This is a genomic window from Exiguobacterium sp. HSB13 (genome assembly GCF_056764755.1).
In genome coordinates, this window is sequence record NZ_JBUZOM010000001.1 from 212,648 (window position 1) to 236,025 (window position 23,378).

The 23,378-nt window shown below is 46.5% G+C and carries 30 protein-coding genes; 27 read left to right on the forward strand and 3 right to left on the reverse strand.

Going from position 1 to position 23,378, the window contains the following annotated elements; translation table 11 throughout:
* Positions 1 to 43 precede the first annotated feature (43 nt).
* The 11 genes from ACZGCQ_RS01080 to ACZGCQ_RS01130 all read left to right on the forward strand — a co-directional run bounded on the left by ACZGCQ_RS01080 (position 44) and on the right by ACZGCQ_RS01130 (position 11,066).
* On the forward strand, positions 44 to 769 hold the full coding sequence (locus ACZGCQ_RS01080; RefSeq protein ID WP_029341065.1) for a DUF4912 domain-containing protein: 726 nt from the start codon (positions 44 to 46) through the stop codon (positions 767 to 769).
* A 32-nt stretch (positions 770 to 801) separates the two neighbouring features.
* A complete protein-coding gene (locus ACZGCQ_RS01085; protein ID WP_481265123.1) occupies positions 802 to 2,985 on the forward strand; it encodes a 1,4-alpha-glucan branching protein domain-containing protein in 2,184 nt (727 codons plus the stop codon).
* 104 nt (positions 2,986 to 3,089) lie between these two features.
* A complete protein-coding gene (rpmG, locus tag ACZGCQ_RS01090) occupies positions 3,090 to 3,239 on the forward strand; it encodes a 50S ribosomal protein L33 (RefSeq protein WP_012369771.1) in 150 nt (49 codons plus the stop codon).
* 57 nt (positions 3,240 to 3,296) lie between these two features.
* Positions 3,297 to 3,842 (forward strand): 5-formyltetrahydrofolate cyclo-ligase, encoded by a 546-nt coding sequence (locus tag ACZGCQ_RS01095; RefSeq protein WP_214808288.1) that lies wholly within the window; start codon positions 3,297 to 3,299, stop codon positions 3,840 to 3,842.
* Complete coding sequence (locus tag ACZGCQ_RS01100) at positions 3,836 to 4,615, forward strand: DUF92 domain-containing protein (RefSeq protein WP_481265124.1); 780 nt, start codon at positions 3,836 to 3,838, stop codon at positions 4,613 to 4,615. Before ACZGCQ_RS01095 ends, ACZGCQ_RS01100 begins: the two co-directional genes overlap by 7 nt.
* A gap of 165 nt (positions 4,616 to 4,780) precedes the next feature.
* A complete protein-coding gene (locus tag ACZGCQ_RS01105) occupies positions 4,781 to 5,737 on the forward strand; it encodes an L-lactate dehydrogenase (RefSeq protein WP_023467547.1) in 957 nt (318 codons plus the stop codon).
* Between the two features lie 258 nt (positions 5,738 to 5,995).
* Positions 5,996 to 6,505 (forward strand): N-acetyltransferase family protein, encoded by a 510-nt coding sequence (locus ACZGCQ_RS01110; protein ID WP_481265125.1) that lies wholly within the window; start codon positions 5,996 to 5,998, stop codon positions 6,503 to 6,505.
* Between the two features lie 160 nt (positions 6,506 to 6,665).
* Entirely contained in the window at positions 6,666 to 7,703 is a 1,038-nt protein-coding gene (locus ACZGCQ_RS01115; protein WP_481265126.1) for a M42 family metallopeptidase, read from the forward strand.
* Positions 7,687 to 7,890 (forward strand): YqgQ family protein, encoded by a 204-nt coding sequence (locus ACZGCQ_RS01120; protein WP_023467550.1) that lies wholly within the window; start codon positions 7,687 to 7,689, stop codon positions 7,888 to 7,890. Before ACZGCQ_RS01115 ends, ACZGCQ_RS01120 begins: the two co-directional genes overlap by 17 nt.
* Positions 7,891 to 7,973: 83 nt before the next feature.
* A complete protein-coding gene (locus ACZGCQ_RS01125) occupies positions 7,974 to 8,924 on the forward strand; it encodes an ROK family glucokinase (protein WP_481265127.1) in 951 nt (316 codons plus the stop codon).
* Positions 8,925 to 9,140: 216 nt separating this feature from the next.
* Positions 9,141 to 11,066, forward strand: a complete 1,926-nt coding sequence (locus ACZGCQ_RS01130) for an LTA synthase family protein (RefSeq protein WP_481265128.1) — start codon at positions 9,141 to 9,143, stop codon at positions 11,064 to 11,066.
* Between the two features lie 102 nt (positions 11,067 to 11,168).
* Here the strand turns inward: ACZGCQ_RS01130 and ACZGCQ_RS01135 are convergent, their stop codons facing one another.
* Positions 11,169 to 11,348, reverse strand: coding sequence for a DUF2759 domain-containing protein (locus ACZGCQ_RS01135; RefSeq protein WP_023467553.1), 180 nt, complete (start codon positions 11,346 to 11,348; stop codon positions 11,169 to 11,171).
* 168 nt (positions 11,349 to 11,516) lie between these two features.
* Between ACZGCQ_RS01135 and ACZGCQ_RS01140 the strand changes: the two genes are divergently transcribed.
* The gene (locus ACZGCQ_RS01140; RefSeq protein WP_481265129.1) at positions 11,517 to 12,134 is read left to right on the forward strand and encodes an MBL fold metallo-hydrolase; all 618 of its coding nucleotides are present in this window, start codon (positions 11,517 to 11,519) and stop codon (positions 12,132 to 12,134) included.
* 41 nt (positions 12,135 to 12,175) lie between these two features.
* On the opposite strand, the gene ACZGCQ_RS01145 is transcribed toward ACZGCQ_RS01140, so the two are convergent.
* On the reverse strand, positions 12,176 to 12,439 hold the full coding sequence (locus ACZGCQ_RS01145) for a DUF2626 family protein (RefSeq protein WP_023467555.1): 264 nt from the start codon (positions 12,437 to 12,439) through the stop codon (positions 12,176 to 12,178).
* A gap of 224 nt (positions 12,440 to 12,663) precedes the next feature.
* On the opposite strand from ACZGCQ_RS01145, the gene ACZGCQ_RS01150 reads away from it, so the two are divergent.
* The 13 genes from ACZGCQ_RS01150 (at position 12,664) to gcvPB (ending at position 21,468) form a co-directional block, all read left to right on the forward strand.
* Positions 12,664 to 13,050 carry a Spx/MgsR family RNA polymerase-binding regulatory protein gene (locus tag ACZGCQ_RS01150; RefSeq protein WP_023467556.1) on the forward strand — a complete coding sequence of 129 codons (387 nt, stop codon included), beginning with the start codon at positions 12,664 to 12,666 and terminating at the stop codon, positions 13,048 to 13,050.
* Positions 13,051 to 13,112: 62 nt separating this feature from the next.
* Positions 13,113 to 13,955, forward strand: coding sequence for an ATPase, T2SS/T4P/T4SS family (locus ACZGCQ_RS01155; protein WP_481265130.1), 843 nt, complete (start codon positions 13,113 to 13,115; stop codon positions 13,953 to 13,955).
* A gap of 14 nt (positions 13,956 to 13,969) precedes the next feature.
* Entirely contained in the window at positions 13,970 to 14,911 is a 942-nt protein-coding gene (locus ACZGCQ_RS01160; protein WP_481265131.1) for a type II secretion system F family protein, read from the forward strand.
* Between the two features lie 17 nt (positions 14,912 to 14,928).
* Complete coding sequence (locus ACZGCQ_RS01165) at positions 14,929 to 15,240, forward strand: competence type IV pilus major pilin ComGC (protein WP_481265132.1); 312 nt, start codon at positions 14,929 to 14,931, stop codon at positions 15,238 to 15,240.
* Complete coding sequence (locus tag ACZGCQ_RS01170; protein WP_029341077.1) at positions 15,209 to 15,670, forward strand: prepilin-type N-terminal cleavage/methylation domain-containing protein; 462 nt, start codon at positions 15,209 to 15,211, stop codon at positions 15,668 to 15,670. Before ACZGCQ_RS01165 ends, ACZGCQ_RS01170 begins: the two co-directional genes overlap by 32 nt.
* Before the next feature lie 5 nt (positions 15,671 to 15,675).
* Positions 15,676 to 16,035: a type II secretion system protein gene (locus ACZGCQ_RS01175; protein WP_223041487.1), complete on the forward strand. Its 360-nt coding sequence runs from the start codon at positions 15,676 to 15,678 to the stop codon at positions 16,033 to 16,035.
* Positions 15,926 to 16,321, forward strand: a complete 396-nt coding sequence (locus ACZGCQ_RS01180; protein ID WP_481265133.1) for a hypothetical protein — start codon at positions 15,926 to 15,928, stop codon at positions 16,319 to 16,321. Before ACZGCQ_RS01175 ends, ACZGCQ_RS01180 begins: the two co-directional genes overlap by 110 nt.
* On the forward strand, positions 16,297 to 16,590 hold the full coding sequence (locus ACZGCQ_RS01185) for a hypothetical protein (RefSeq protein WP_214860986.1): 294 nt from the start codon (positions 16,297 to 16,299) through the stop codon (positions 16,588 to 16,590). Before ACZGCQ_RS01180 ends, ACZGCQ_RS01185 begins: the two co-directional genes overlap by 25 nt.
* Positions 16,583 to 17,068, forward strand: a complete 486-nt coding sequence (locus ACZGCQ_RS01190) for a shikimate kinase (protein ID WP_214857095.1) — start codon at positions 16,583 to 16,585, stop codon at positions 17,066 to 17,068. Before ACZGCQ_RS01185 ends, ACZGCQ_RS01190 begins: the two co-directional genes overlap by 8 nt.
* Positions 17,065 to 17,379, forward strand: coding sequence for a hypothetical protein (locus ACZGCQ_RS01195; protein ID WP_023467565.1), 315 nt, complete (start codon positions 17,065 to 17,067; stop codon positions 17,377 to 17,379). The genes ACZGCQ_RS01190 and ACZGCQ_RS01195 overlap by 4 nt, the downstream gene beginning before the upstream one ends.
* A 184-nt stretch (positions 17,380 to 17,563) precedes the next feature.
* Positions 17,564 to 18,646 carry a glycine cleavage system aminomethyltransferase GcvT gene (gene gcvT, locus ACZGCQ_RS01200; protein WP_481265134.1) on the forward strand — a complete coding sequence of 361 codons (1,083 nt, stop codon included), beginning with the start codon at positions 17,564 to 17,566 and terminating at the stop codon, positions 18,644 to 18,646.
* Between the two features lie 13 nt (positions 18,647 to 18,659).
* On the forward strand, positions 18,660 to 20,006 hold the full coding sequence (gcvPA, locus tag ACZGCQ_RS01205; RefSeq protein ID WP_481265135.1) for an aminomethyl-transferring glycine dehydrogenase subunit GcvPA: 1,347 nt from the start codon (positions 18,660 to 18,662) through the stop codon (positions 20,004 to 20,006).
* Complete coding sequence (gene gcvPB / locus ACZGCQ_RS01210) at positions 19,999 to 21,468, forward strand: aminomethyl-transferring glycine dehydrogenase subunit GcvPB (RefSeq protein WP_481265136.1); 1,470 nt, start codon at positions 19,999 to 20,001, stop codon at positions 21,466 to 21,468. Before gcvPA ends, gcvPB begins: the two co-directional genes overlap by 8 nt.
* 66 nt (positions 21,469 to 21,534) lie before the next feature.
* On the opposite strand, the gene ACZGCQ_RS01215 is transcribed toward gcvPB, so the two are convergent.
* The gene (locus tag ACZGCQ_RS01215) at positions 21,535 to 21,915 is read right to left on the reverse strand and encodes a rhodanese-like domain-containing protein (RefSeq protein ID WP_023467569.1); all 381 of its coding nucleotides are present in this window, start codon (positions 21,913 to 21,915) and stop codon (positions 21,535 to 21,537) included.
* A 138-nt stretch (positions 21,916 to 22,053) separates the two neighbouring features.
* On the opposite strand from ACZGCQ_RS01215, the gene ACZGCQ_RS01220 reads away from it, so the two are divergent.
* Together ACZGCQ_RS01220 and mntR are read left to right on the forward strand one after the other, a co-directional pair.
* On the forward strand, positions 22,054 to 22,884 hold the full coding sequence (locus ACZGCQ_RS01220) for a lipoate--protein ligase family protein (protein WP_074668436.1): 831 nt from the start codon (positions 22,054 to 22,056) through the stop codon (positions 22,882 to 22,884).
* Positions 22,885 to 22,908: 24 nt separating this feature from the next.
* Entirely contained in the window at positions 22,909 to 23,331 is a 423-nt protein-coding gene (mntR, locus tag ACZGCQ_RS01225; RefSeq protein WP_035398709.1) for a transcriptional regulator MntR, read from the forward strand.
* Positions 23,332 to 23,378 lie beyond the last annotated feature (47 nt).

Here is a 23,378-nt window from a genome sequence, read left to right on the forward strand (position 1 = left end):
TAGAATAGGAAAGAAGTGAATAATGACAGAGAGGTGATTGGGAATGCTTGAGCAAATCATTAAAATGAAAGAACAAGGGCTGACAACAAAACAAATCGCAGCTCAATTGGATACGACTGAAGGGAAAATCAAATATGCTTGGACTAAATATCGTAAATCGTTAACAGAACAACCTTCTGCAGCAGCGCCGAAAGTAAAATCAAAAACGGTTAAGCAGACGAAAAAGTCGACTGCACCGGTTTTAGACGTCGTACCGTCTGTGCACTTGGTACCTTCGCTAGAACGCGACGCGTTCGGGATGGCGACGCATTACGAGGATGACATCCTCCACGCCATCGTTCAGTCACCGACAGCGTTATACGTCTACTGGGAATTATCCGAACTGTCGAAACAGTTGCTTGAGACACACTATCACACGACGTTTGATTCGTTCCGTAAAGAATTACGCATCATTGATGTCACGCTTGTTGAATACGAACAAGGACAAGCGAACCGAACGTATCAGTTTGAACTACCGGAGATGACGAACGCTTGGTTCGTACGACCGGTAACCCCGAATACTACATACATCATTGAATGGGGCATTCAAACGATTGACGGGGACTTTGTTCCAGTACTGCGTTCAAAACCAGTCGAAACGCCACGTGATGAACCAGTCACGGACGGACGGTTCGCGGAAGTCGTGCAACATTGGCAATACGGAGAGGTCGAACAACCGGAATGGGTCGAAGTATTACGTCCGTATTCCTATTTCGATCGCGTCCGGTAATGGAATTAGAGAGAGGGAAAGGAAGAGAAGCTATGCGAAAAGGATATTTTTCACTCGTCTTACATGCACACTTACCATATATCCGTCACGAAGAGGCGCATCGCCTAGAAGAACGATGGATGTACGAAGCGATTTCAGAAACTTACATCCCGTTGCTTTGGGAAGTCGATCGTTTGTCACGTCCGCTCGGTTGGACGGTCAGCATTTCACCACCCGTCATCGAGATGCTTGCCGACCCATTGATTCAAGAGCGTTATATTGAGCATATCGAGGATACGTTACGATTGATTCGCCAGGAACTAGAGCGAGAGCTCGATCAAAAGGAACGAGATGCGCTTCTGTTCTATCAAGACCGCTATCAAGATTTATTGAATACGTTCCTTCACTGGGAAAAAGATTTGAACCGGGCATTCCGTCATTACAAGGAGCAAGGATATCTCGATTTGATTACGTGTACGGCGACACACGGATTCAGTCCGCACATGTTGTCTGAACAAGCGGCACGTTCTGAAATTCAAACGGGATTGAACTGTTTCGAACGTCATTACGGATTCCGTCCGTCAGGTCTTTGGATGCCAGAATGTGCATATACGCCAGGACTTGACCGTATTTTGTACGAAGAGGGCATTCGTTATACATTTGTCGACGAACATTCGATTTTAAACGCAGATCCGTCACCGAAACACGGAATCGGAGCACCTGTCTATTCGCCACACGGTGTGGCACTCTTTCCGCGTGATCAAATCATTTCCGGAAAGATTTGGAGCTCTGTCATCGGATACCCGGGTCATCCGGATTACCGCGAGTTTTATCGTGACCTTGCGTACGATCGAGAGTGGGATCAAATCGCTGAGTTCATGCACCCAGAGGGCTTACGTTATGATACAGGGTTGAAATTGCATCGCGTAACAGGAGAAACGGATCAAAAAGACTATTACGTCCGTGATTGGGCATGGCAACGGACAAGTGAGCACGCAGCAGACTTCGCACAAGCACTCGGTGAACATTTAGATGCGCATCAAGGACAAGATTTCCCACCGTTCCTTGTCACAGCACCATTTGATGCCGAATTGTTCGGTCACTGGTGGTTTGAAGGTCCCGACTTCCTCGGTAAAGCGATGGAACGCTTAGAAGACCAAGGAATTGAGTCGATTTCACCAGCGATCTTCCTCGAACGTCACTTCCAAGACATCGACACGGCACATGTCGCGATGGGAACGTGGGGACGAAAAGGCTACGCGGAAGTCTGGATCAATGAACGGAATGACTGGATGATTCGTCATCTCCATCAGCTTGAAAAGAGACTAGCAGGTGTCGTAGCCCGAAATCGTCATCAAGATGCGTTGACTGTCAAAGCGAAGCGTCAACTCATTCGAGAATACCTCCTCGCTGTCTCGAGCGACTGGCCGTTCATCCTCGATGGACAGACGACAGCGCAATACGCTGCGAACCGTTTCCGTGAGCACATCTTACGTTTTGAAGAAACCGAGCGTCGACTGGATGCAGAAGAGCTGACGGTGGAATGGTTGGATGATCGATATCGCGAATATCCGTTCCTTCAAGATTCAGATATTGAACCAGATGTCTTCTTGACGGCACATGATTACTACGTGGCAGTGAAGCGTGAGAAATCTTGGAATACAGACGCCATCTTATTGTTCGTCCGACAATATGATGCGTCAGATCGGCCAGCTTCGGAGCTCGCTCGACGGCTCGCTGCTGCTGGTGAGAATGTCTATGTCGTCACGGAACATCCGGAGGCGTATCGATTTGAAGAAGGCGTTCATGTTTACGGAGTGCAAGTGACGGGTCTACCGCTCGTTCAAACTTATAACCAATTGGCGGCTCTAAACTTAGCTTTCTTACGTCAAGCGCAAGCCTTGAGTAAGATCGTTGATTTCGCAGTCATCCACAATTTCAACATGGAGACCGCATCAGCTGCCCAAGCCATCGCTAAGATCAAAGAGTTGCCACTCGTCAGTAACGTCTACGATGTCGAAAGTGAGCGTTCGCCTGATCGTTCAGGCGGTCTAGTCGTTGCTTTAAAACGACTTGAAGGAGACGCGTTGCGCCAATCAGCGATCGTTTATCTAGAACGAGAAGAGTCACGTCACGGGGTGGAACAAGAGTATCACGTCGAAAAGAAGCCGTTGCGTTTTGAAGAGAACCTTGAAAAACCATATCAACACGTGACGAATCCGAAAAAGAACGGATGAACAGTTGCAATTCCTTTCCTTTCTTGGTACGATACTTGAGTATGCTTAACCTTATGTAAAGCAAAATCACTTGATACATCGAGAGCTAGATAGGAGGGAATCCCATGCGCGTTAAAATCACATTAGCTTGCACTGAAACTGGTGACCGTACTTATATCACTAAAAAGAACAAGCGTAACAACCCAGAGCGTCTTGAGTTGAAGAAATACAACCCACGTCTCCGTAAGCACACACTTCACCGTGAAGTGAAATAATTGAGATGGAAGCCGTCACTTCGTGTGATGGCTTTTTTTGTGGAAAGGAAGACAGTCATGAACAAACAAGAAGTACGCCGTCTGATTAAAGAACGACTAGATGTGATGGAGAACCGTGCGGAGAAGGAACGGTTGATTCACGAACATGTTTTGTTGTTACCTGAGTGGCAACAAGCGACTTGTGTCGCGATCACATTAGCTTTTCGAAATGAATGTGATACAAGGATGCTGATTGAACAAGCGTGGCAAGAGGGTAAGACGGTATTGATACCAAAAGTAGTCGGAGACAAGATGGTCTTTTATGTACATGGACCAGAAGACCAACTGCAAGCAAATCAGATGGGAATTGCAGAACCGACCGCCTCAGCACGTCGCGCTTCACTTGATCAAGCAGAGCTTTGCCTCGTTCCGGGTCGCGCCTATCGACGGGACGGATATCGTTTAGGATGGGGAGGAGGCTATTACGATCGTGCACTCGTGCCATATACAGGATGTAAAGTATCGATTGCCTTTTCTGAACAACTTCTTCCGGATTTCGAAGTGGAAGCCTTTGATATTCCAGTGGACCTGATCGTCACTGACTTAGAGGTCATCCGATGTTGAGCGCCACCATTTTGTTTTGTCTATTGCTTGCTTGGACCGGACGATCTTTTCGTTTATTGACGACGAGTGGTGCGATCATGACTCTGCTCGTCGGTAGTGGTGTCTCATTCGGATTCGGTTGGCAAGGATTAGTAGTACTTTTGCTTTTCTTTGGTAGCTCGAGCTTGTTATCGAAGGTCGGACGATCCAGAAAACAATCGGTCGACTCCATCGTTGAGAAAGACGGGGCGCGTGACGGATGGCAAGTCCTTGCGAATGGAGGGGTAGCGTTCGTTGCTGCCTTAGCGTATGCCATGACGATGGATTTTGCGTATCTCTTGTTATTTCTATTCGTCATCGCAGCATCAAATGCGGATACGTGGGCATCCGAAATCGGACCGCTCTCAAGACGTGATCCGTGGTCTCTCAAAACGTTACGACGGGTACCAGCAGGAACGAGTGGAGCGATGTCGCTAATTGGAACGATCGGTACAATTGCAGGAGCTGCGTTCATCGCGATAGCAGCCCATTGGATATTTTCTCTTTCTTTAAAACACGTCTTACTCGTAACAAGCATCGGTGTACTCGGGAGCCTACTGGATACACTATTTGGAGCAGTGGGACAACGCGTTTATCGATGTACGGTTTGTGGGGAATACACCGAAAAGCGAGAGCACCATGGTCAACCGACAGCTTACGTTTCAGGTATTCGATTTTTAGGGAACGATGCTGTCAATGTCTTAACAAGTGGTTTGGCAAGTGGAATCGGGTTTATCATCATTCGATTCTGGTAACTGGAAAGTATGTGAGTGTGTAATTCCTTATGTTAGGATATCAATGACACAAAATGGACAAATGTGATTAATTTCACATGTTACAAAGAATGTGAAAGATGTTACAATTTACTTGTGAGATAGTTAACAAACTCTTAGGACGAATGAAAGGGTGGACATAACGATATGGAATTACATGCGAAAGTGACACGGGTAGCCCTTATTGGAGCTGGTGCAGTTGGTTCAAGCTTTGCCTATCAGATGTCAACAGCTGGACTTTGTGAAGAACTTGTCATCATTGATGTCAACAAAGCCAAAGCAGAGGGCGAGGCAATGGACTTAAACCACGGAACACCATTTAGCTCTTCACCGATGCGAATATGGGCTGGAGACTACGCGGACTGCCGTGAAGCGGAAGTCGTCGTCATTACGGCAGGCGCTCCACAAAAACCAGGTGAGACAAGACTCGATCTCGTTGCAAAGAATGCGTTGATCATGAAAGAAATGATTCGTCAAATCATGGATTCCGGTTTTGATGGGATCATCGTCGTGGCATCTAATCCGGTTGACATCATGGCGCATCTTGCCTGGAAATATTCTGGTCTTCCGAAATCCCGCGTATTTGGATCAGGAACGGTGCTTGATACAGCGCGTCTGCGTCAAATGCTCGGAGAATACTTTCACATTGATTCCCGAAATGCCCATGCCTATATTCTTGGCGAACATGGTGATACGGAATTCGCTGCCTGGAGCAACAGCCGCATTTATGGAAAAACGATTGATGAACTACTTGCTGAAGACGATCGCTATTCTCAAGCAGATCTCGATCAAATCTACATCAACGTCCGAGATGCTGCTTATCATATCATCGAGCGCAAAGGGGCGACCTACTATGCGATTGGGCTTGGGCTTGTTCGGATCGTTCGTGCCATCCTCGGAAATGAGAACTGTCTGTTGACGGTCGGTGCGCATGTCGATGGGCAGTACGGAATTTCTGGTATCCACATTGGAGTTCCCGCCATCATTAATCGTCAAGGTGTGCGTGAAATCATTGAAGTCTCATTGACGGAAGAAGAGTTGAAGAAATTCCATCATTCTGCTGATGTGTTGCGTCAGACGCTTGAACCCGTCTTGCAAGGCTGATGGTACGAATCGTGATGAAAACCTTATAAAAAGAAAACTAAAAAAACTCAAGTGGCGGTCCTGTATCACAGTGTCCACCCTTGAGTTTTTTGATGAAAAGAAAAGGTGAAGCATGAATCACTACTGTTTTTAAGTGAAGTAAAAAGAGAAAAAATCTAGGTTTTATTTTACTAGAAAAAGGTTAATTAAGAGATAGAAGCGTTTTTACGTCATTTTATTGTACGTCATGAAACCCAAAAAAGGAGAGAACCGACAGTCATGTATACTTTTCGAAAATTAACTAAAGAGGATGCAGAACAATACTGGAATCTACGCCTTGAGGGATTAAAAAATCATCCAGATGCGTTCGGTCATTCGTTTGACGATGAACAGCAAACCCCGCTCCGTGAAGTACGAGAAGGTCTTGAAGGAGAACCCGACTCCGATGAGGTTTGGCTCGGTATGTTCGACGGTGATACATTGTTTGGGTTTGGTCAGGTCAAACCATATGAACTTTCACGCGAATCGCATAAAGCGATGATTTCGGCAGTGTATGTTTCACCTGAATATCGTGGAGGCACCGGACGTGCCTTAATGGAAGCTTTGATTGATGAGGCGAAAAAATTGCCAGATGTCGAGCAAGTCATCCTCGCCGTGTTATCGGGAAATGAAGCAGCGCAAAGTCTCTATGAGTCGCTCGGTTTTGAGGTTTATGCGGAAGATCCAGACTCTGTAAAATTAGAAGACGGCACATACCGTGATGATATTTGGATGAAAAAGTACGTCTAAGTTCTTCAGATGGTGTGGAAAGAAGCTGTAGCAAAAAAAGTGCTACAGCTTTTTCGCATGGTATCCGTAGGATATCAGTATCAGCAAAGAATGAATATTTGTTATCATGAGAACAAAGCGGATGTCACGTCGTAATCCGATTGAAAGGGAGCGAATGAACATGAAAGAGGTCATACGTACGATTGAAGAGCTTGTCTCGATTCCGAGTCCAACAGGTTCGACAAAAGAAGCTATTACATATGTAGAAAAACGATTGGTAGCAGAAGGAATCACGTATCGAAAGCTTGAGAAAGGAGCGATTTTAGCGACACTACCTGGTGCTTCAACGCGTACGCGGTTACTGACGGCACACGTCGATACGCTAGGAGCGATGGTGAAAGAAATTTTACCAACAGGACGACTTCGTTTATCACAACTAGGGGGATATGCTTGGACAGCGATCGAAGGTGAGAACTGTCTCATTCACAAGATGGACGGTCAAACGATTTCAGGTACAATCGTGTTCCATCATTCGAGTGTTCATACGTCGCGCGAGACGAACAAAACGGAACGATCTGCTGATAATATCGAAGTACGACTCGATATCCGTTCGACGACAGCAGAAGAGACGCGCGTTGCGGGGATTGAAGTAGGAGACATCGTAACGTTTGATCCGCGATTCCTCTATACGGAAACAGGATTCGTGAAGTCGCGCCATCTTGATGATAAAGCATCTGTTGCTTTGTTGCTTGAATTGATCAAGGAATGGAAAACAATCGATCTACCATATACGGTCCAGATTCTGATTTCAAATTATGAAGAAGTCGGATTCGGTGGAAATGCTGGATTCACGGAAGAAGTCGCAGAATACATCGCGGTCGACATGGGGGCATTAGGAGACGGTCAACACTCCGATGAATTCACAGTCTCGATCTGTGCTAAAGATGGTTCTGGTCCGTATGACTTAGCATTACGTCACCAACTGACGCGTTTGGCACAACGTAATAGTATTCCATATAAGGTCGATATCTATCCATTCTATAGCTCGGATGCCTCGGCAGCAGTGAGTGCGGGACATGACGTCCGACACGGATTGTTCGGTCCTGGCATCGAATCGAGTCATTCGTACGAACGTACGCATGAGACGTCGTTACAAGCAACATATGATTTGCTACATGCCTATGTAAAGGAGCCGATGGTCGATGAAGACACTGTATGACGTACAGCAGTTACTCAAGACATACGGGACATTCATCTATCTTGGGGATCGAGCGTCAGATATCGCGATGATGATGCTTGAACTCGATGAATTACAAGAAGCAGGCGTTTTGGAACAACGTCAGTACGATTCAGCGAAACTAATCTTACGACATGAATTAAAGCGTTCACAATCCGATAACATTTAAGGTTGTGCAACCCTTTGCGCAAATGGGTTATGTCCGGTAAAATGATGAAGCAGACATTATATGAATATAGGGGAGACGAAGCAATGAAATGGTTACTCGGCGTTGATATCGGCGGAACGACAGTCAAGATGGCAATTTTAGATTTGCAAGGCATCATCGTGGAAAAATGGGAAATCGAGACGGTTGTTTTAAATGACGGGGCACAGATTCCTGGAGATATCGCAAAATCATTCTTTGAAAAGTGTCAGGAAAGCAATAAACGACCAGAAGATTTCGTCGGAGCGGGAATCGGCGCGCCGGGATTCATTGATTTCAATACGGGTGTCGTTGAAAAGGCAGTCAATATTGGTTGGCACAATTTTGAACTCGTCGGTGAGTTCGAACGTTTAACAGGATTACCGGCCGTGCTTGAAAATGATGCGAATGCAGCAGCGATCGGTGAGATGTGGAAGGGTGCCGGGAGCGGTGCAACCGAACTCCTTGCCGTCACACTCGGTACAGGCGTTGGTGGTGGTCTAATCACGAACGGACAAATCGTGCATGGTACAGTCGGAATGGCTGGAGAAATCGGTCATATCACGATGTTGCCTGAAGGTGGCGTCCTTTGTGGATGTGGTCGCAAAGGATGTCTAGAGACGATTGCGTCCGCTACAGGCATCGCTCGTCTTGGTCTTGAAAAGCGTAAAGGACAAGAGACGTTACTTAACGACATCAAGGCAGTCACGGCGAAAGACGTATTCGAAGCGCATGAGAAAGGAGACCGAATCGCAACGGAAGTCGTAGAAGAAGTGACGTTCCACCTCGGTCTTGCCATCTCCAATTTAGCAAACAGTATTAATCCGGAAATCATCGTCATCGGTGGTGGTGTCTCAAAAGCAGGCGAGACATTGCTTGGACCACTGCGTCAACAATTCGAACGCTTCGCTTTACCGCGGGTTTTCGGATCGACGACGTTCAAGATTGCCGAACTAGGAAACGATGCCGGAGTCATCGGCTGTGCATGGCTTGCGAAGCAGATGTTTCTCAAAAAATGATAATATTCAATTTCAGTAAAAGGTTCGCTTCGGCGAATCTTTTTTTTGTTTACAAACGTACAGTAATTATGTGATTGTTAAGTATCTTCCGGATTCCAGTTGCATTTTTGTAAAACTAAGCGTAAAATTTTCACGTGATATGGGTATATGTAAATTATGATGTAAGTTGTGTGAACTGAAAGCAGAAAGCACATGTAAATTAGGAGGCAGGTTTTTATGCAGCAAGACGCAAACATCTGGTCGCGAATGCGCCTAAAGATGGGTCAAGGCGTTCGCAGTACTTATAAAGAGCATAAGCTCTTTTGGATTGCGACCTTATTGATTTGGTTAAAAACGTATTTAGCGTATACACTTTTCTTCAACGTTCCCGTAACAAACTCTGCGCAAGCATTCATTCTACTAATTAACCCAATTAGTTCAGCGCTCTTCATGTTCGGGTTCAGCTTCTTCTTCCGGGGAAATGTTCAAAAATGGTTCATCTACGGTACATTGTTCGTCGCGACACTCATTTTATATGCGGACATCATTTTCTTCCGCTTCTTTAATGACTATCTGACGTTGCCGGTATTGTTCCAAACATCGAATGCAGAGACTGTTTCTGCATCGCTCGGGTCACTCTTGAACTGGTCCGATTTATTGATCGTCGGAGACTTGATCATCTTACCGTTCTTCCTACGGAAAATGGACATGTCAAAAAATGTTGCGTCACGTGGACGCGCGATTCTCGCATTCGTTGCAGCAGTTGTCGTTTTCCTTGGAAACTTGACGCTGGCTGAAACAGAACGTCCAGAATTGCTCACACGTGCCTTCGACCGAGAATTGCTCGTTAAAAACATCGGAACATTTAACTTCCATATGTATGATGCACTCATTCAGTCGAAGACATCTGCGCAAAAAGCACTCGCGGACAGTTCTGAACTGTCGGAAGTTCAAAGCTTCATTGATTCAAAACATGCCGAACCGAACCCAGCTATGTTCGGAAAGTACAAAGGAAAGAACGTCATCGTCGTTTCCTTTGAGTCGGCACAATCCTTTGCAGTTGGATTAAAGGCACCAAACGGACAAGAGATTACACCGAACCTGAATAAGTTGATCAAGGAATCGCATTCATGGGATAACTTCTATCACAATACAGGACAAGGGAAAACAGCAGATGCTGAGTTCATTCTCGAAAACTCGATCTATCCACTTGGACGCGGTGCAGCATTCTTTACGAACGGAGAAAACGAATTCCGGGCAACTCCTGAAATGTTGAAAGAAGATGGCTATTATTCAGCTGTTTTCCATGCGAACAACAAATCGTTCTGGAACCGAGACATCGTCTACAATAGCTTTGGCGTCGATCGTTTCTTCTCAGAGACGGATTATGACTTAGGGGATCCAGCAGATTTGACGGAGTGGGGCTTGCTCGATGATAAATTCTTTGAACAGTCATTGCCGATGTTGAAAGATTTACCACGTCCGTTCTATTCGAAGTTCATCACATTGACGAACCACTATCCATTTGAGATGCCAAAACCAGAAGATGAACTTGTACCACCGCTTGAGACAAGTTCTACGACGCTGAACCACTACGTTCAGGCACTAGCGTATCAAGATATGGCACTCGGTAAATTCATCGAGGGTCTGAAAAAAGATGGTACGTGGGATGACACGATCTTCATGGTCTATGGCGACCACTATGGTATCTCGACGAACCATAATGCCGCGATGGCAGAACTTATGAACAAAGATGAGTTGACGCCGTATGATGTGGCACAATTGCAACGTGTGCCGTTCGTAATCCATTTACCGGGTCAAACGAAAGGTGTCAAACATGAAGACGTCGCGAGTCAAATCGACATTAAACCGACATTGCTTCATCTGTTAGGACAAGATTTCAAGAACGAAGTATTGTTCGGTACCGATCTCTTCTCGAAGCAGCACAAGAATTATGCGCTGTTCCGCGATGGCTCTGTTGTAACAGATAAGACGGTCTATACGCAGGAAACATGTTATGATCGTCAGACTGGTGAAGAAGTGAAAGACGGTGAGCTAGCAGAGATGTGTAAACAATCTACGAAGCAATCTGAGAAAGAATTAGGTCTTTCAGATAAAGTCATCTATGGTGACTTGCTCCGTTTCCTTCAAACTTCAAAATAAGATGAGGAAAACGAATCTACTTTCGAGTGGATTCGTTTTTTTTGTAGAAAGACAAATAAAAAGAGAGATGCACGAGGCCTCTCTCTTTTTAGCGTATTTTGATTACGATGGAATACCGCCGTAAATCAATGTCGCAATCCCGAACCAGCCGAATAAGACGACAGTCAGACCTGCGAATACGAGTGGAAACATTTGGCGTTTCTTAAGTGAACGAACGACGGCCCAAACGCCGACGAGTGCGACGAAGAAGAAAAGCCAACCGATTGGTTGATCCAAATGCATGACGTACTCCCCCTTAAACAATCACGTTATGAATTTCACGAAGATTTCACTTAAATCTCACTTTTTAGTTTATCCGACTCGCGGGATAAAGTCGAGAGGACGTTGCAGGAACTTTCGACAATTTCGTGTATAGTAGGGAAAGAGTCTATTGCAAAGGGGTTTTATAGAATGGAAATCGTAATGATCACTTCTGGTATGGCATCTGAGAATGGTTATTTGTTATTTAAGGACAAAGAATGTCTCGTCATTGATCCGGGAACGGAGGATATGCGTTTTTTCGATGAAATTGAAAGTCGAGGAGCTACCTTAAAAGGAATTCTCCTGACGCATGCCCATTTTGACCACATCGGAGGTGTCGATATGTTACGGCGCTTCACGGAAGCACCGGTGTATGTCCATACAGAAGAAGCAGGTTGGCTCGGTAATCCGGAATGGAATGGTTCAGCAAAATTCGGTATGCCGCCGATGCGGATGAAACCAGCAGATCATCTGTTGCAACCAGGACGATTGACGATCGGTAGCTTTTCGATGCATGTTCTTGAGACGCCAGGGCACTCACCAGGAAGTGTGACGTTCTACTTTAAAGGAGAGCGGATCGCGTTCGGTGGAGATCTCTTGTTCCATCAAGGCGTCGGACGAACGGATCTCTATGGTGGGGATCAAGACGTGCTGATGCGTTCGCTCGATCGAATCACCGCGGAATTACCAGCAGATACGACGGTCTATCCAGGGCACGGTCCGAGTACAACGATTCGTCAAGAGATGAAATCGAATCCATTCCTCTGACAAAAAAACTCGCCATCCGAAAGGATGACGAGTTTTTTTCATTACATCTGGAAGTTTGACCAGTACGTAAAGACGATGAAAAATACAGTTAAGTAAGCTCCAAAGATATAGACATACGTTTTTTCAGTTAAGCGCAAGTAACCAAGCGCTGCAAAAAAGACAGTTTGTGCTAAGAAGACGAAGCCCATGACTAAAAATGAATCCGTATGCTCACTTGAGCTTGCATCGCCACCCAATGCGCCGATAAATGCCATGACTGCGATAATACCAGTCCAGAAACCGAGTACGCGGTACATTCTCCCCATTCCTATAACCCCCTAAATCCGACAGATAGTCAATATACGTACTTATTTTACCAAGCAAACAATCATTCGTCTATCCTGTTCTAGTGATTGTTAAGTAATAACTGTGAACAAAAGATGAAGTTTCAAAAAAAGTTGTACAATAGTTGTACAAAAGGTGTACAAAGTCAAATTGACGTGCTATAGTAACTGTAATGAAACCCCACACTTTGAGAGGAGGAGCAAAAATGACGAATGAGTTAGTCTTTTTCACATATCCAAGTTGTACATCATGTCGTAAAACGAAATCATGGTTAAAAGAGGAACATGTTGATGTAGAGGAACGTCATCTGTTCAGAAATGCTCCAACAGTTGATGAACTCATGGAACTGTTGAAATTATCTACGGACGGGATTGAAAGTTTGCTCGCAACACGCAGTCAAGCCTTCAAAGATCTCGGCATTGATATTGAAGACATGAAACTCAGTGAGTTATTACGCCTCATGAGTGACAATCCGAAATTATTACGCCGTCCAATCATCACTGATGGAAAACAACTTGTTATCGGATACGATAAACCAGGTCTTGAGACATTGGCGAAGCGTAAACATCGGACAATTGCACACGTATCGTAAAGAAGCCGGTTTGGTCGGCTTCTTTTTTTTGTGTATTGTTTGCGGTAGGGAGGTGAAGAGAAATGAAGGAATGGACGACACAACTCATGGAACGATTCGAATCACTTGGTGCAACAGATGTTCATTTCGTACCGAATGAAGCTTGCGTCCGAATCGTTTGTCGAACAGGTGACGGTTTGTGTGAACAAGAAGAGGTAGAACTCACGCGTTACCGGACACTTGTCAGTCATGTCCGCTATGAGGCGAACTTAAAGGAACAGAACGAGCGGATTCCGCAAAGTGGTTTGTATCCGCACGGGAAAAAGGGCATGCGCGTCTCGTTGTTACCGAGTCGACAAGGGGATGCGATGTCATGGCGCTTCTATCGTTCAACGGTCTCTCGAGAGACGGCTTTACGAACATTACACAATCAATTGGACTTCGCTTGGTTAGCTGAACAACGACACGGGTGTATCGTCATTTCTGGATCGACAGGTGCAGGAAAGACGACGATGTTATATTCCTTGATGAGTGCAATGGAAGAAAAGCGAATCATCTCGATTGAAGATCCGGTGGAATGTACGGTACCAAACGTCTTACAACTGGAACTAAATGAAAAGGCAGGGTTCACTGCTACGCGATGTTTTGAGGAAATATTGCGAGCGGATCCGGATTGGATTGCTTTTGGTGAGGTGCGTACGAGGGAGGCAGCACGTTTGACGATGAATGCCGCACTTAGTGGTCACGTCGTGTTGTTTACGTTACACGCTGGAAGTATTGATGAGGCGCGATTGCGATTGCGCAGTTTAGGGATCGAAGAGTCAGAACTGGCTGTCTGTCAACGCATCATTCATCTCGAGCGAAAAGGAGAGGATATCCGCTGTACCGTCAGAAACTTACAAGCCGCGATCAAAGTCGGTTCTTAAAACGATATCATCGCTTGTTATCAAAAGGCATTTCCGCGAAAGAGACGTTACTCATTTTAAAACGATTCGAGCGTCATCCGTTCTCGGAAGTAGTCGGAGAAATGGAACAACGTCTTGAACAAGGAGACTCCTTTGCAGCATCCCTTGAACCGCTTGCGTTAACAAATACCTTAAAAAGACTTCTATTTGTTGGAGAAAGGACAGAGCGACCATTGCTCGTTCTTCGCCAAATTGTGAAACTGCTCGACCTCGAAACAGAAATGCGATCGAAGTTTTGGAAGATGATTCGGTATCCGCTTGTTCTAGCGACCAGTCTATTCCTTCTGTTCTTCTTTTACGCTCTCTACGTATTTCCGTCTCTCCTCGAGATGTCGGACCCGAAGACTCTCCCCTCATTTCTGCATTTCCTTCTTAACCCCTCTGCGAAATATCTGCTCGCAAGTATTCCCGTTATTTTGTTGACCTCCGGTTACCTCTTTTTTCGCTTCTTTCCGTTAAACCGTATTTTACGACTGAAACCGTTACAGCGTTTGATTCGTCTCTACTACAGCTATTTATTCACGATCGAAGTAGGATCGTTCATCGATGCTGGCTTCTCGCTTGAAGAGACCTTTCGTCACCTCGAGCGAGGACAAGCGAATAAAAAAGGACATTTGTACGCTCGTCTACATGCTAAACAACAGGCAGGGGAACCACTTGCAGAAGCGCTTGGCGAAGATGAAATCATCGAAGCCGAGACGATTGGGATCGTCCATTTGGCGCGGGAAAGTGGCGATCTTGGTCCGTTGTTGCTTGAACAAGCGACACTCTTGCATGAGTCGATGGAAGAGGAACTAGAGAAAAAGTTGTTATGGATCGAGCCGATTTTGTACGGTGGATTGACGATCATGACGGGAACGTTGTTTCTCATCTTGTATTATCCGATTCAGCTAGCGATACAGCAGCTTCCATTCTAAACAGAGGAGACGATACGATGAAACAATTCTTAAAACGACAAGACGGATTCACCTTACTTGAGATGGCAGCCGTCTTATTGATCATTTCGTTGTTACTACTCGTTTTGATTCCAACGATGACAAGTGGAAAGGACCAGGCGAAAGGTGTCAGTTGTGAGGCGAACATTCGCGTCATTCGCTCGGAGGTTAATTTGTATTACGCGAAAGAGAAAAAGTACCCAGAATCGCTCCAGACGATCAATCGCGGAACAGCTGATAAACCGAATACCCTCGTCTGTGATCAGGAGACGTATACGTATGATCCGAAGACTGGCGAACTTACGAAGTGAACAAGGATTTACCTTATTTGAGATGACGGCGGTGCTGACAATCATTGCTTGTTTACTTGTTTTTTTGTTGCCGGCACTGTTTGAAAAACGACCGGACTGGATTCCGCTTGAACAAGAGGTTCGTCTGATGGAACAAGATATTCAGACGCTTCGACTCATGCAGTACTCAAAGCAAGATCAAGCATTGATGCAGTTTCGATTTCGAGGAGACGGTACAGGATACCTTATCCTTGCGGATGACAGGTTGTTATGGCAACGGACATTTCAAAATGGTCATACGTGTACCGTTCCGCCCTCGAATCGCATCATCTATTTTAAAAGCTATCACTCGATCTATGCAGCGACCTGGTCTTGCCGTTCGGCAACAGCCGAGTATGAAATCAAATTTTTACTTGGGAACTATCAAATGGCAATCCGTAAAGTGAGGTGAGAAGCATGCAGAACGAACGCCAAGCGGGCTTCTCTTTGCTTGAAGTGATGCTCTCTATCGTTGCAATCGGTATCTTCATGATGTTAGCGATTGATCCTTATCTCGATTTACGGACGAAACAGATGAAATGGGAACAAGAGACGGAACAGCTTGAGCAGATGGCTACGGATCAAGTTGAAAACCGAACAGCGTCCTATGTCCTGAAACAAGGAGCGTGGTGCAATGAAACGATGTGTCTTGCGAGCGGAATCCGGAATGACCCTTCTCGAACTGTCATTCGTCCTATGGCTGAGTCCACTTCTTCTGCTAGCAATCTTGACATTGACCCCACTCGTTCGTCCGCCGGAAGTCAACCGAATGAATGAAGAATTGTTCTTTCATACCGTGGAACGACTGATGTGGCGCAGTACGATGTGCGAGCGCGTCGGAGACGAGATTCGTGGAATGGACGTCAATCCGGGAGAGACGGCTGAAAAGTGGCGTCTCGTCCGTGTGCAAGATCAACTACGTCTCAAAAAAGAACAGGGAGGTGAACTGACATACGTCCGCGACGTCAAACACTATGTCGTGACAGGGGATGCCGAGGTTCTCTCGATTCAGTTGAACGACAGCAGACGTTCCTTCCGATGCGTCAGGAAGGATTCGTCTTGATTCAAACGTTACTGTTACTGCTAGGAATGGGAGTCGTGCTCTTGATTTCTTGTCAGCAGATTGACGAAGAGATGCGGCATCACCAGTTAGAGCAAGAAGCACTCCAACTCGAGTCTCTCATCCGAGCAGCGAAAGCAGATTGTACGAAGGACGAGACGCTCCACTACCCAATCGGACAAGTCAGCTGTACAGCGACCGATAAAGGCTTTAAAATGGAAGCGAGATTAGAGAATGGTCAAAGAATCGAGGCGGTCGTCACACATGAGTAAGGTTTATTTGATTGGGTTTATGGGAACTGGTAAAACAGCCGTCGGACATCGATTGGGTTCACAATACGAGGTCGACGAACTGGATGAACGGTTCGAACAGGAACATGGACAAACGATTACCGCTTTTTTCGCTGAGCATGGCGAAGCAGGGTTTCGTACACATGAAAGCGAATTGTTGAAGAGTAGCAATGCGGAAGTGGTCGTCACAGGTGGCGGGATCGTCGAACGAGAAGAGAACCGACTGTACATGCAGGAGTCCGGAACAGTCGTCTGGATCGATACACCCTTTGATTTGATTTGGGAACGTATTGCCGCTGATCCGAATCGTCCACTCGTGACAGAACGGGAACAAGTGAGACGATTGTTTGAACGTCGCTATTCCTTATATGCTGGAGTAGCTACTGTCCGACTTGAAGGAACGGCATCAATCGAAGAATTAACGCGTGCGATTGAAACTGTATTGGAGGAGAAGTCATGATTTGGATTACGTTAGGTATTATTTTATTGGCTATCATAGGACTCGTGTTGTTCGGATTCAGTCTTTACAAAAAAAAGCTGTCTCAAGATATTCGGCAGTTAAAACAACTGATGGAGCGCTTTACGATTCGTCAGCAAACCTTGCAGACGAACATCGATCATACGACGCAGCGAATCGATCAAATCAAAGGGAATATCAATCGGATCACTGAAGAAGGAAATCGTGTGAAGCAAGGAGCGAGTCAATTGGTGACGGAAGGTCGTCGACTCCAGGAGGAAATCAAACGAACTGCCGGAATCAAACAATTTTGAAATGGCTTTCATGGGAAGAATATGAAACAATAGGGGAGAAGGGACAGGGTCCTTTCTCTCTTTTTCGTATGTTCCTTTTTCCGAATAATACTAGATAATTATGATTTTAATTGGTAAGATGGATTTGAAAATGGAACATTAAAGAGAAGAGAGAGTGAAAACGTTCGTAAATAGGGGGATTTGTATGAGTCAAACGACATTGAAAAGAACACCGTTATTCGAAACGGTTTCGCAAACCGGTAAGATGGTGGATTTTGCGGGATTTGAAATGCCAGTTTTGTTTTCCTCGATTAAAGAAGAACACGTTGCAGTAAGGGAAAATGTCGGCATGTTCGATGTCTCGCACATGGGAGAACTGTTCGTCAGCGGACCGGATGCTCTGACGTTTTTACAAGCTACATTATCGAACGATATTTCGAAGATTGCGGTGGGGCAAGCGCAATATAATGTCTTATGCCAAGAAGACGGTGGGACAGTGGATGATTTACTCGTCTATCGTTTGGCAGAAACGGACTATCTTCTCGTCGTCAATGCTTCGAACATTGAAAAAGACGAACAACATTTACGTCACTATCTAACAGGGGACGTCACGCTTGAGAATCAGTCGGAACAATATGGTCAAATTGCTGTCCAAGGACCACGTGCGGAAGCCATTCTTTCTGTCATGACACCACTTGTCTTATCAGAAATCGGATTTTTCAAGTTCCAACGGGGGACGGTTGCAGGAGTGGAAATGATCGTCTCACGCAGTGGGTACACAGGGGAAGATGGGTTCGAACTCTACATGGCAGCTGGTGACGCACCTGCTGTCTGGCAAGCACTGCTTGAGCAAGGTGTCGTACCATGCGGGCTCGGAGCACGCGACACATTACGTTTTGAGGCATGTCTTCCGCTTTATGGACATGAATTATCAGCAACGATTTCACCAATAGAAGCGGGAATGGGATTTGCGGTCAAACCACAAGTCAAACCGTTCGTCGGTTCGGAAGTCTTGTTGCAACAGAAAGAACAAGGAGCACCGCGGCGCTTGATCGGTCTTGAATTACTCGATAAAGGGATTGCGCGTCAAGATGCACCGGTTTGGCATGACGGGGAAGTCGTTGGTGTCGTGACGACAGGTACATTGCCGCCGACAGTCGGAAAAGCGATTGCTTGGGCACTCGTTCCTGCAGAAGTAGCGGAACAAGAGCAATTTGAAGTGGAAGTACGCGGAAAACGTTTAGCAGCGAAACGAACAGCGACACCGTTTTATCGTCGCACGAAATAAGGGGGATATTTCTATGGATTTTCGTTATTTACCAATGACAGCAGAAGATGAGCAGGCGATGTTACAGACGATCGGTGCAACATCGATCGAAGATTTACTCGCTGATATCCCGGCATCCGTCCGTGATAACGGTACATTGGAAGAAGTCGGTGTGCCACTTCCGGAAACGGACTTGATTCGGACGCTATCGAAGCTTGCCGACCAAAACATGAATACGAAACAATATCCATCGTTCCTTGGCGCTGGCATCTATGATCACTATGCACCTGCTGTCGTCAATCATATGTTACTGCGCTCAGAGTTTTACACTGCCTATACACCGTATCAGCCAGAGATTTCGCAAGGCGAACTACAAGCGATCTTTGAATTTCAATCGATGATTTGCGAGTTGACAGGGATGGATGTCGCGAACTCGTCGATGTATGACGGTATCACGGCGTTAGCGGAAGCGGCCATGCTTGCGTGTGCCCATACGAAGAAAAAGACGATCGTTCTTTCGGACGGCGTTCACCCGGAAGCACACGATGTCGTCCGGACGTATGCGAACGGTCCAGGACTAAACGTCGAGACATTGTCGCTTGAGCAAGGTGTCACACGGATCGATCAACTCGATGCCATCGAAGACGTCGCCTGTGTCATCGTGCAGTATCCGAACTTCTACGGTCGTGTCGAAGAACTACAAGCATTGGCCGATGCGACACATGCACGTGGTGCGCTCTTCATCGTCTCTGCGAATCCACTGGCACTCGGTATCTTAGAAGCGCCAGGTAAACTTGGCGCTGACATTACGATCGGAGATTGCCAACCGTTCGGGATTCCACAAAGCTTTGGTGGACCGACATGTGGTTATTTCACGACGACAAAAGCGTTGATGCGTAAGATTCCGGGACGTCTCGTTGGACAGACCGTCGATGAGAATGGAAAACGCGGTTTCGTTCTGACGTTACAAGCACGTGAACAACACATTCGCCGTGACAAAGCGACATCTAACATCTGTTCGAACCAAGCGTTGAATGCACTCGCTGCTTCGATCGCGATGAGTGCACTCGGAAAACGGGGGATCCGGGAACTCGCGACACGCAACTTGCAAACGGCACATGCATTAAAACAAAAGCTGAAACAGGCTGGCTTTACGATCGTTGACGATGGACCGAGCTTCAATGAATTCGTCGTTACGCTACCAATCGACGCGACACGTGCGAGTCAACAATTGCTCGATCACGGAATCATCGGCGGTTTGCCGTTAGGATCGTATGACGCGGCACGTCAAAATGAAATGCTTGTTTGTGCAACGGAATTACGGACGAATGAAGAGTTGGATCAATTCGTGACAGCGTTAGGGGGACTCACACATGAATGAGCAAACATTGATCTTTGAAATTTCCAAACCGGGTCGTATCGCCTATAGCTTACCGTTACCGACTGTCGATGAGGTGGCAGTAGAAGAATTGTTACCGACCTCGATGTTACGGAAGGAAGACGTGGCGCTACCGGAAGTATCGGAACTGGATCTCGTCCGTCACTACACGGCACTCTCGAACCGTAACCATGGTGTGGATTCTGGATTCTATCCACTCGGGTCATGTACGATGAAATACAATCCGAAAATCAATGAAGATATGGCGCGCCTCCCTGGGTTTGCACACATTCACCCGCTTCAACCAGTCGAAAGTGTCCAAGGGGCACTCGGTTTGATGTATGATCTGCAAGAAAAACTCGCAGTCATTACAGGAATGGATGAAGTGACGCTCCAGCCGGCGGCGGGAGCACACGGTGAATGGACAGGCTTGATGCTGATTAAGGCCTACCATCATGCACGCGGTGACTTTAAACGGACGAAAGTCCTCGTACCGGACTCCGCGCACGGAACAAACCCGGCATCGGCATCAGTTGCTGGATTTGATACGGTGACGGTCTTATCGGATGAACGTGGTCTTGTTGATTTAGCGGATTTAAAGAAAAAGGTCGGTGACGATACAGCGGCACTCATGTTGACGAATCCAAATACGCTTGGTCTGTTTGAGTCGGATATCGTTGAAATCGCCAAAGCGGTTCACGAGGCGGGCGGAAAACTGTACTACGATGGTGCGAACTCGAATGCGATTATGGGCATTGCTCGTCCAGGAGACATGGGCTTTGATGTCGTTCACTTGAACTTGCATAAGACGTTCACAGGACCGCACGGTGGCGGCGGACCAGGGTCGGGTCCGGTTGGTGTCAAACAAGATTTAATTCCGTATTTACCGAGACCAATCGTCCGCAAAGAAGAGGAGCGTTATGTCCTCGACTATGATCGTCCGGAAGCAATCGGTCGCGTCAAACCATTCTACGGTAACTTCGGCATCAACGTTCGTGCCTATAGCTATATTCGGACGATGGGTGGGGCAGGTCTCGCTCGCGTCTCGAAAGAAGCGGTCTTGAATGCGAACTATATGTTGGCTCGTCTCAAAGGTGCGTATGACGCGCCATACGACGTCTATTGCAAGCACGAATTCGTCTTGTCGGGTAAACGTCAAAAAGCACTAGGTGTACGGACGCTTGATATCGCTAAACGTCTGCTTGACTTTGGATACCATCCACCAACGATCTACTTCCCGTTGAACGTCGAGGAGTGTATCATGATCGAACCGACGGAAACAGAGTCGAAAGAAACACTCGATGCCTTTTGTGATGCGATGCTCCAGATTGCAAAAGAGGTCGAAGAGACACCAGATGTCGTCTTGAATGCACCACACACGACGGTCGTCAAACGGATGGACGAGACACTTGCTGCTCGAAAACCGGTCTTACGCTACGAACCAAAACAAGAAGTACACGCATAAGCTACTTCATAAAAAAGAGGACCTCTCCGACGAAGGAGAGATCCTCTTTTTGCGATGAACGAAGCATCAGCTCCGTTTGATTTTTCCTGACCACTGCTTGAATCCGCCTTTTAACTGATACAGATTCGTATAACCAGCTTTTTTCAAGACTTTTGCAGCCTGTGAAGAACGCATGCTACCTTGACAATACAAGTAAATCGGCATGTCTTTTCGTAATTCCTTCGAGCGCATCTTCATTTGGCTGACCGGGATGTTACGGGCACCGACGATGTGTCCACCTTTGAATTCCTGTGTCTCGCGAACATCGACGATTTGTGCTTTACGGTAGTTCGCACGGAATTCTTCTTGCGATAATTTCGTGATGCCTTTGACCGGCATGAAACGCCAAGCGATGTAAGCGATGAGCGCGACCCATAATACGATCGTAATGATAGTTCCAGTTTCCATATTCGACTTCCAACCCCTTCGTTCGTTTAACCTCTGTTTCATTATAGTCAACGAAATCGATTTCGGCAATCGACTCGTGATTGCGCGACCGAGAATGGGTTTGATACACTAAGACGGAAACGTTTTGGGGGTGCTCAAGTGAACAGAGAGTGGCAAGTGTTGACGACGCCGGCAATGGAGCCGGCAATGAACATGGCAATCGATGAAGCATTGATTCAGTTCGTCGGGCGGGGGGAAATCGCACCGACGCTTCGTTTTTACTCATGGGAACCACGTGGATTAAGCGTTGGTCATTTTCAACGGGCAACCCGTGATATCGATCGAAAGCGGATCGCGGAGCTCGGGATTCCGATCGTGCGTCGGATGACAGGAGGACGCGCTGTCTTGCATGCAGACGAGTTGACATACAGTGTCGTCATCCCAGAAGATACAGAAGGTTTACCACGCACGGTCATCGAAAGTTATCGGATGTTGACGGAAGGGATTCGCAAAGGATACCATCACCTCGGCATTCCGGTCGAATTTTCCGTTCCGTTGACGGAAGAGGAAAAAGAAGAATTACGAAAGCCGAAATCAGCCGTCTGTTTTGATGCAGCCTCGTATTATGAACTCGCTGTCGGAAAACGGAAAGTCGCCGGAAGTGCACAAGTTCGCCATCAAGGCGTTGTCTTACAGCACGGTTCGGTTCCACTCTCTGTCGATGAAGGTGAATTGTTTGATTGTTTCTTGTATGATGATGAGTCGACGCGCGAACGGATGAAAGCGCGTTTTTCAGGAAAAGCTGTCGCTTTGAATGAGCTAGCAGGTCGCGCAGTCGCATTTGACGAGGTACGAGAAGCATTCACGAAAGGCTTCGAAGAGGCGCTTGATTTGTCGTTCGTTCCATTAACGTTCACTAGCGAGCAGTGGCAGGAGATTGAGCGTCTTGCCGAGAAATACCGTAGTGATGAGTGGAACTGGAAACGCTAATGAATGAAATGGGAAGGTGATGTCGTGCCAACTCCGAGTATGGAAGATTATTTGGAACAAATTTATAAACTGATTGAAGATAAGGGGTATGCCCGCGTATCGGATATAGCGGAGTCGTTAGGCGTTCACCCGTCGTCGGTAACAAAGATGGTTCAAAAGCTCGACCGGGAGACGTATCTCGTTTATGAAAAGTATCGGGGTCTCATGCTGACGCCTAAAGGACGCAAAATCGGAAAGCGTCTCGTGGAACGACACGCCTTACTTGAAGATTTTCTTCGTCTCGTTGGTGTGGATGAAGAACTGATTTATAAGGATGTCGAAGGAATCGAACATCATATTAGTATCGAAGCGTTGGATAAGATCAACGGAATGATTCAGTTCTTCGCAGAACGTCCTGGTTTGAAAGAGGAACTGCATCGCTATCAACAAGCCCATCCAGAGGATTGAGGCTTGTTTTTTTATACTTTTTTTCTAAGAGATCATCTTAAACACGA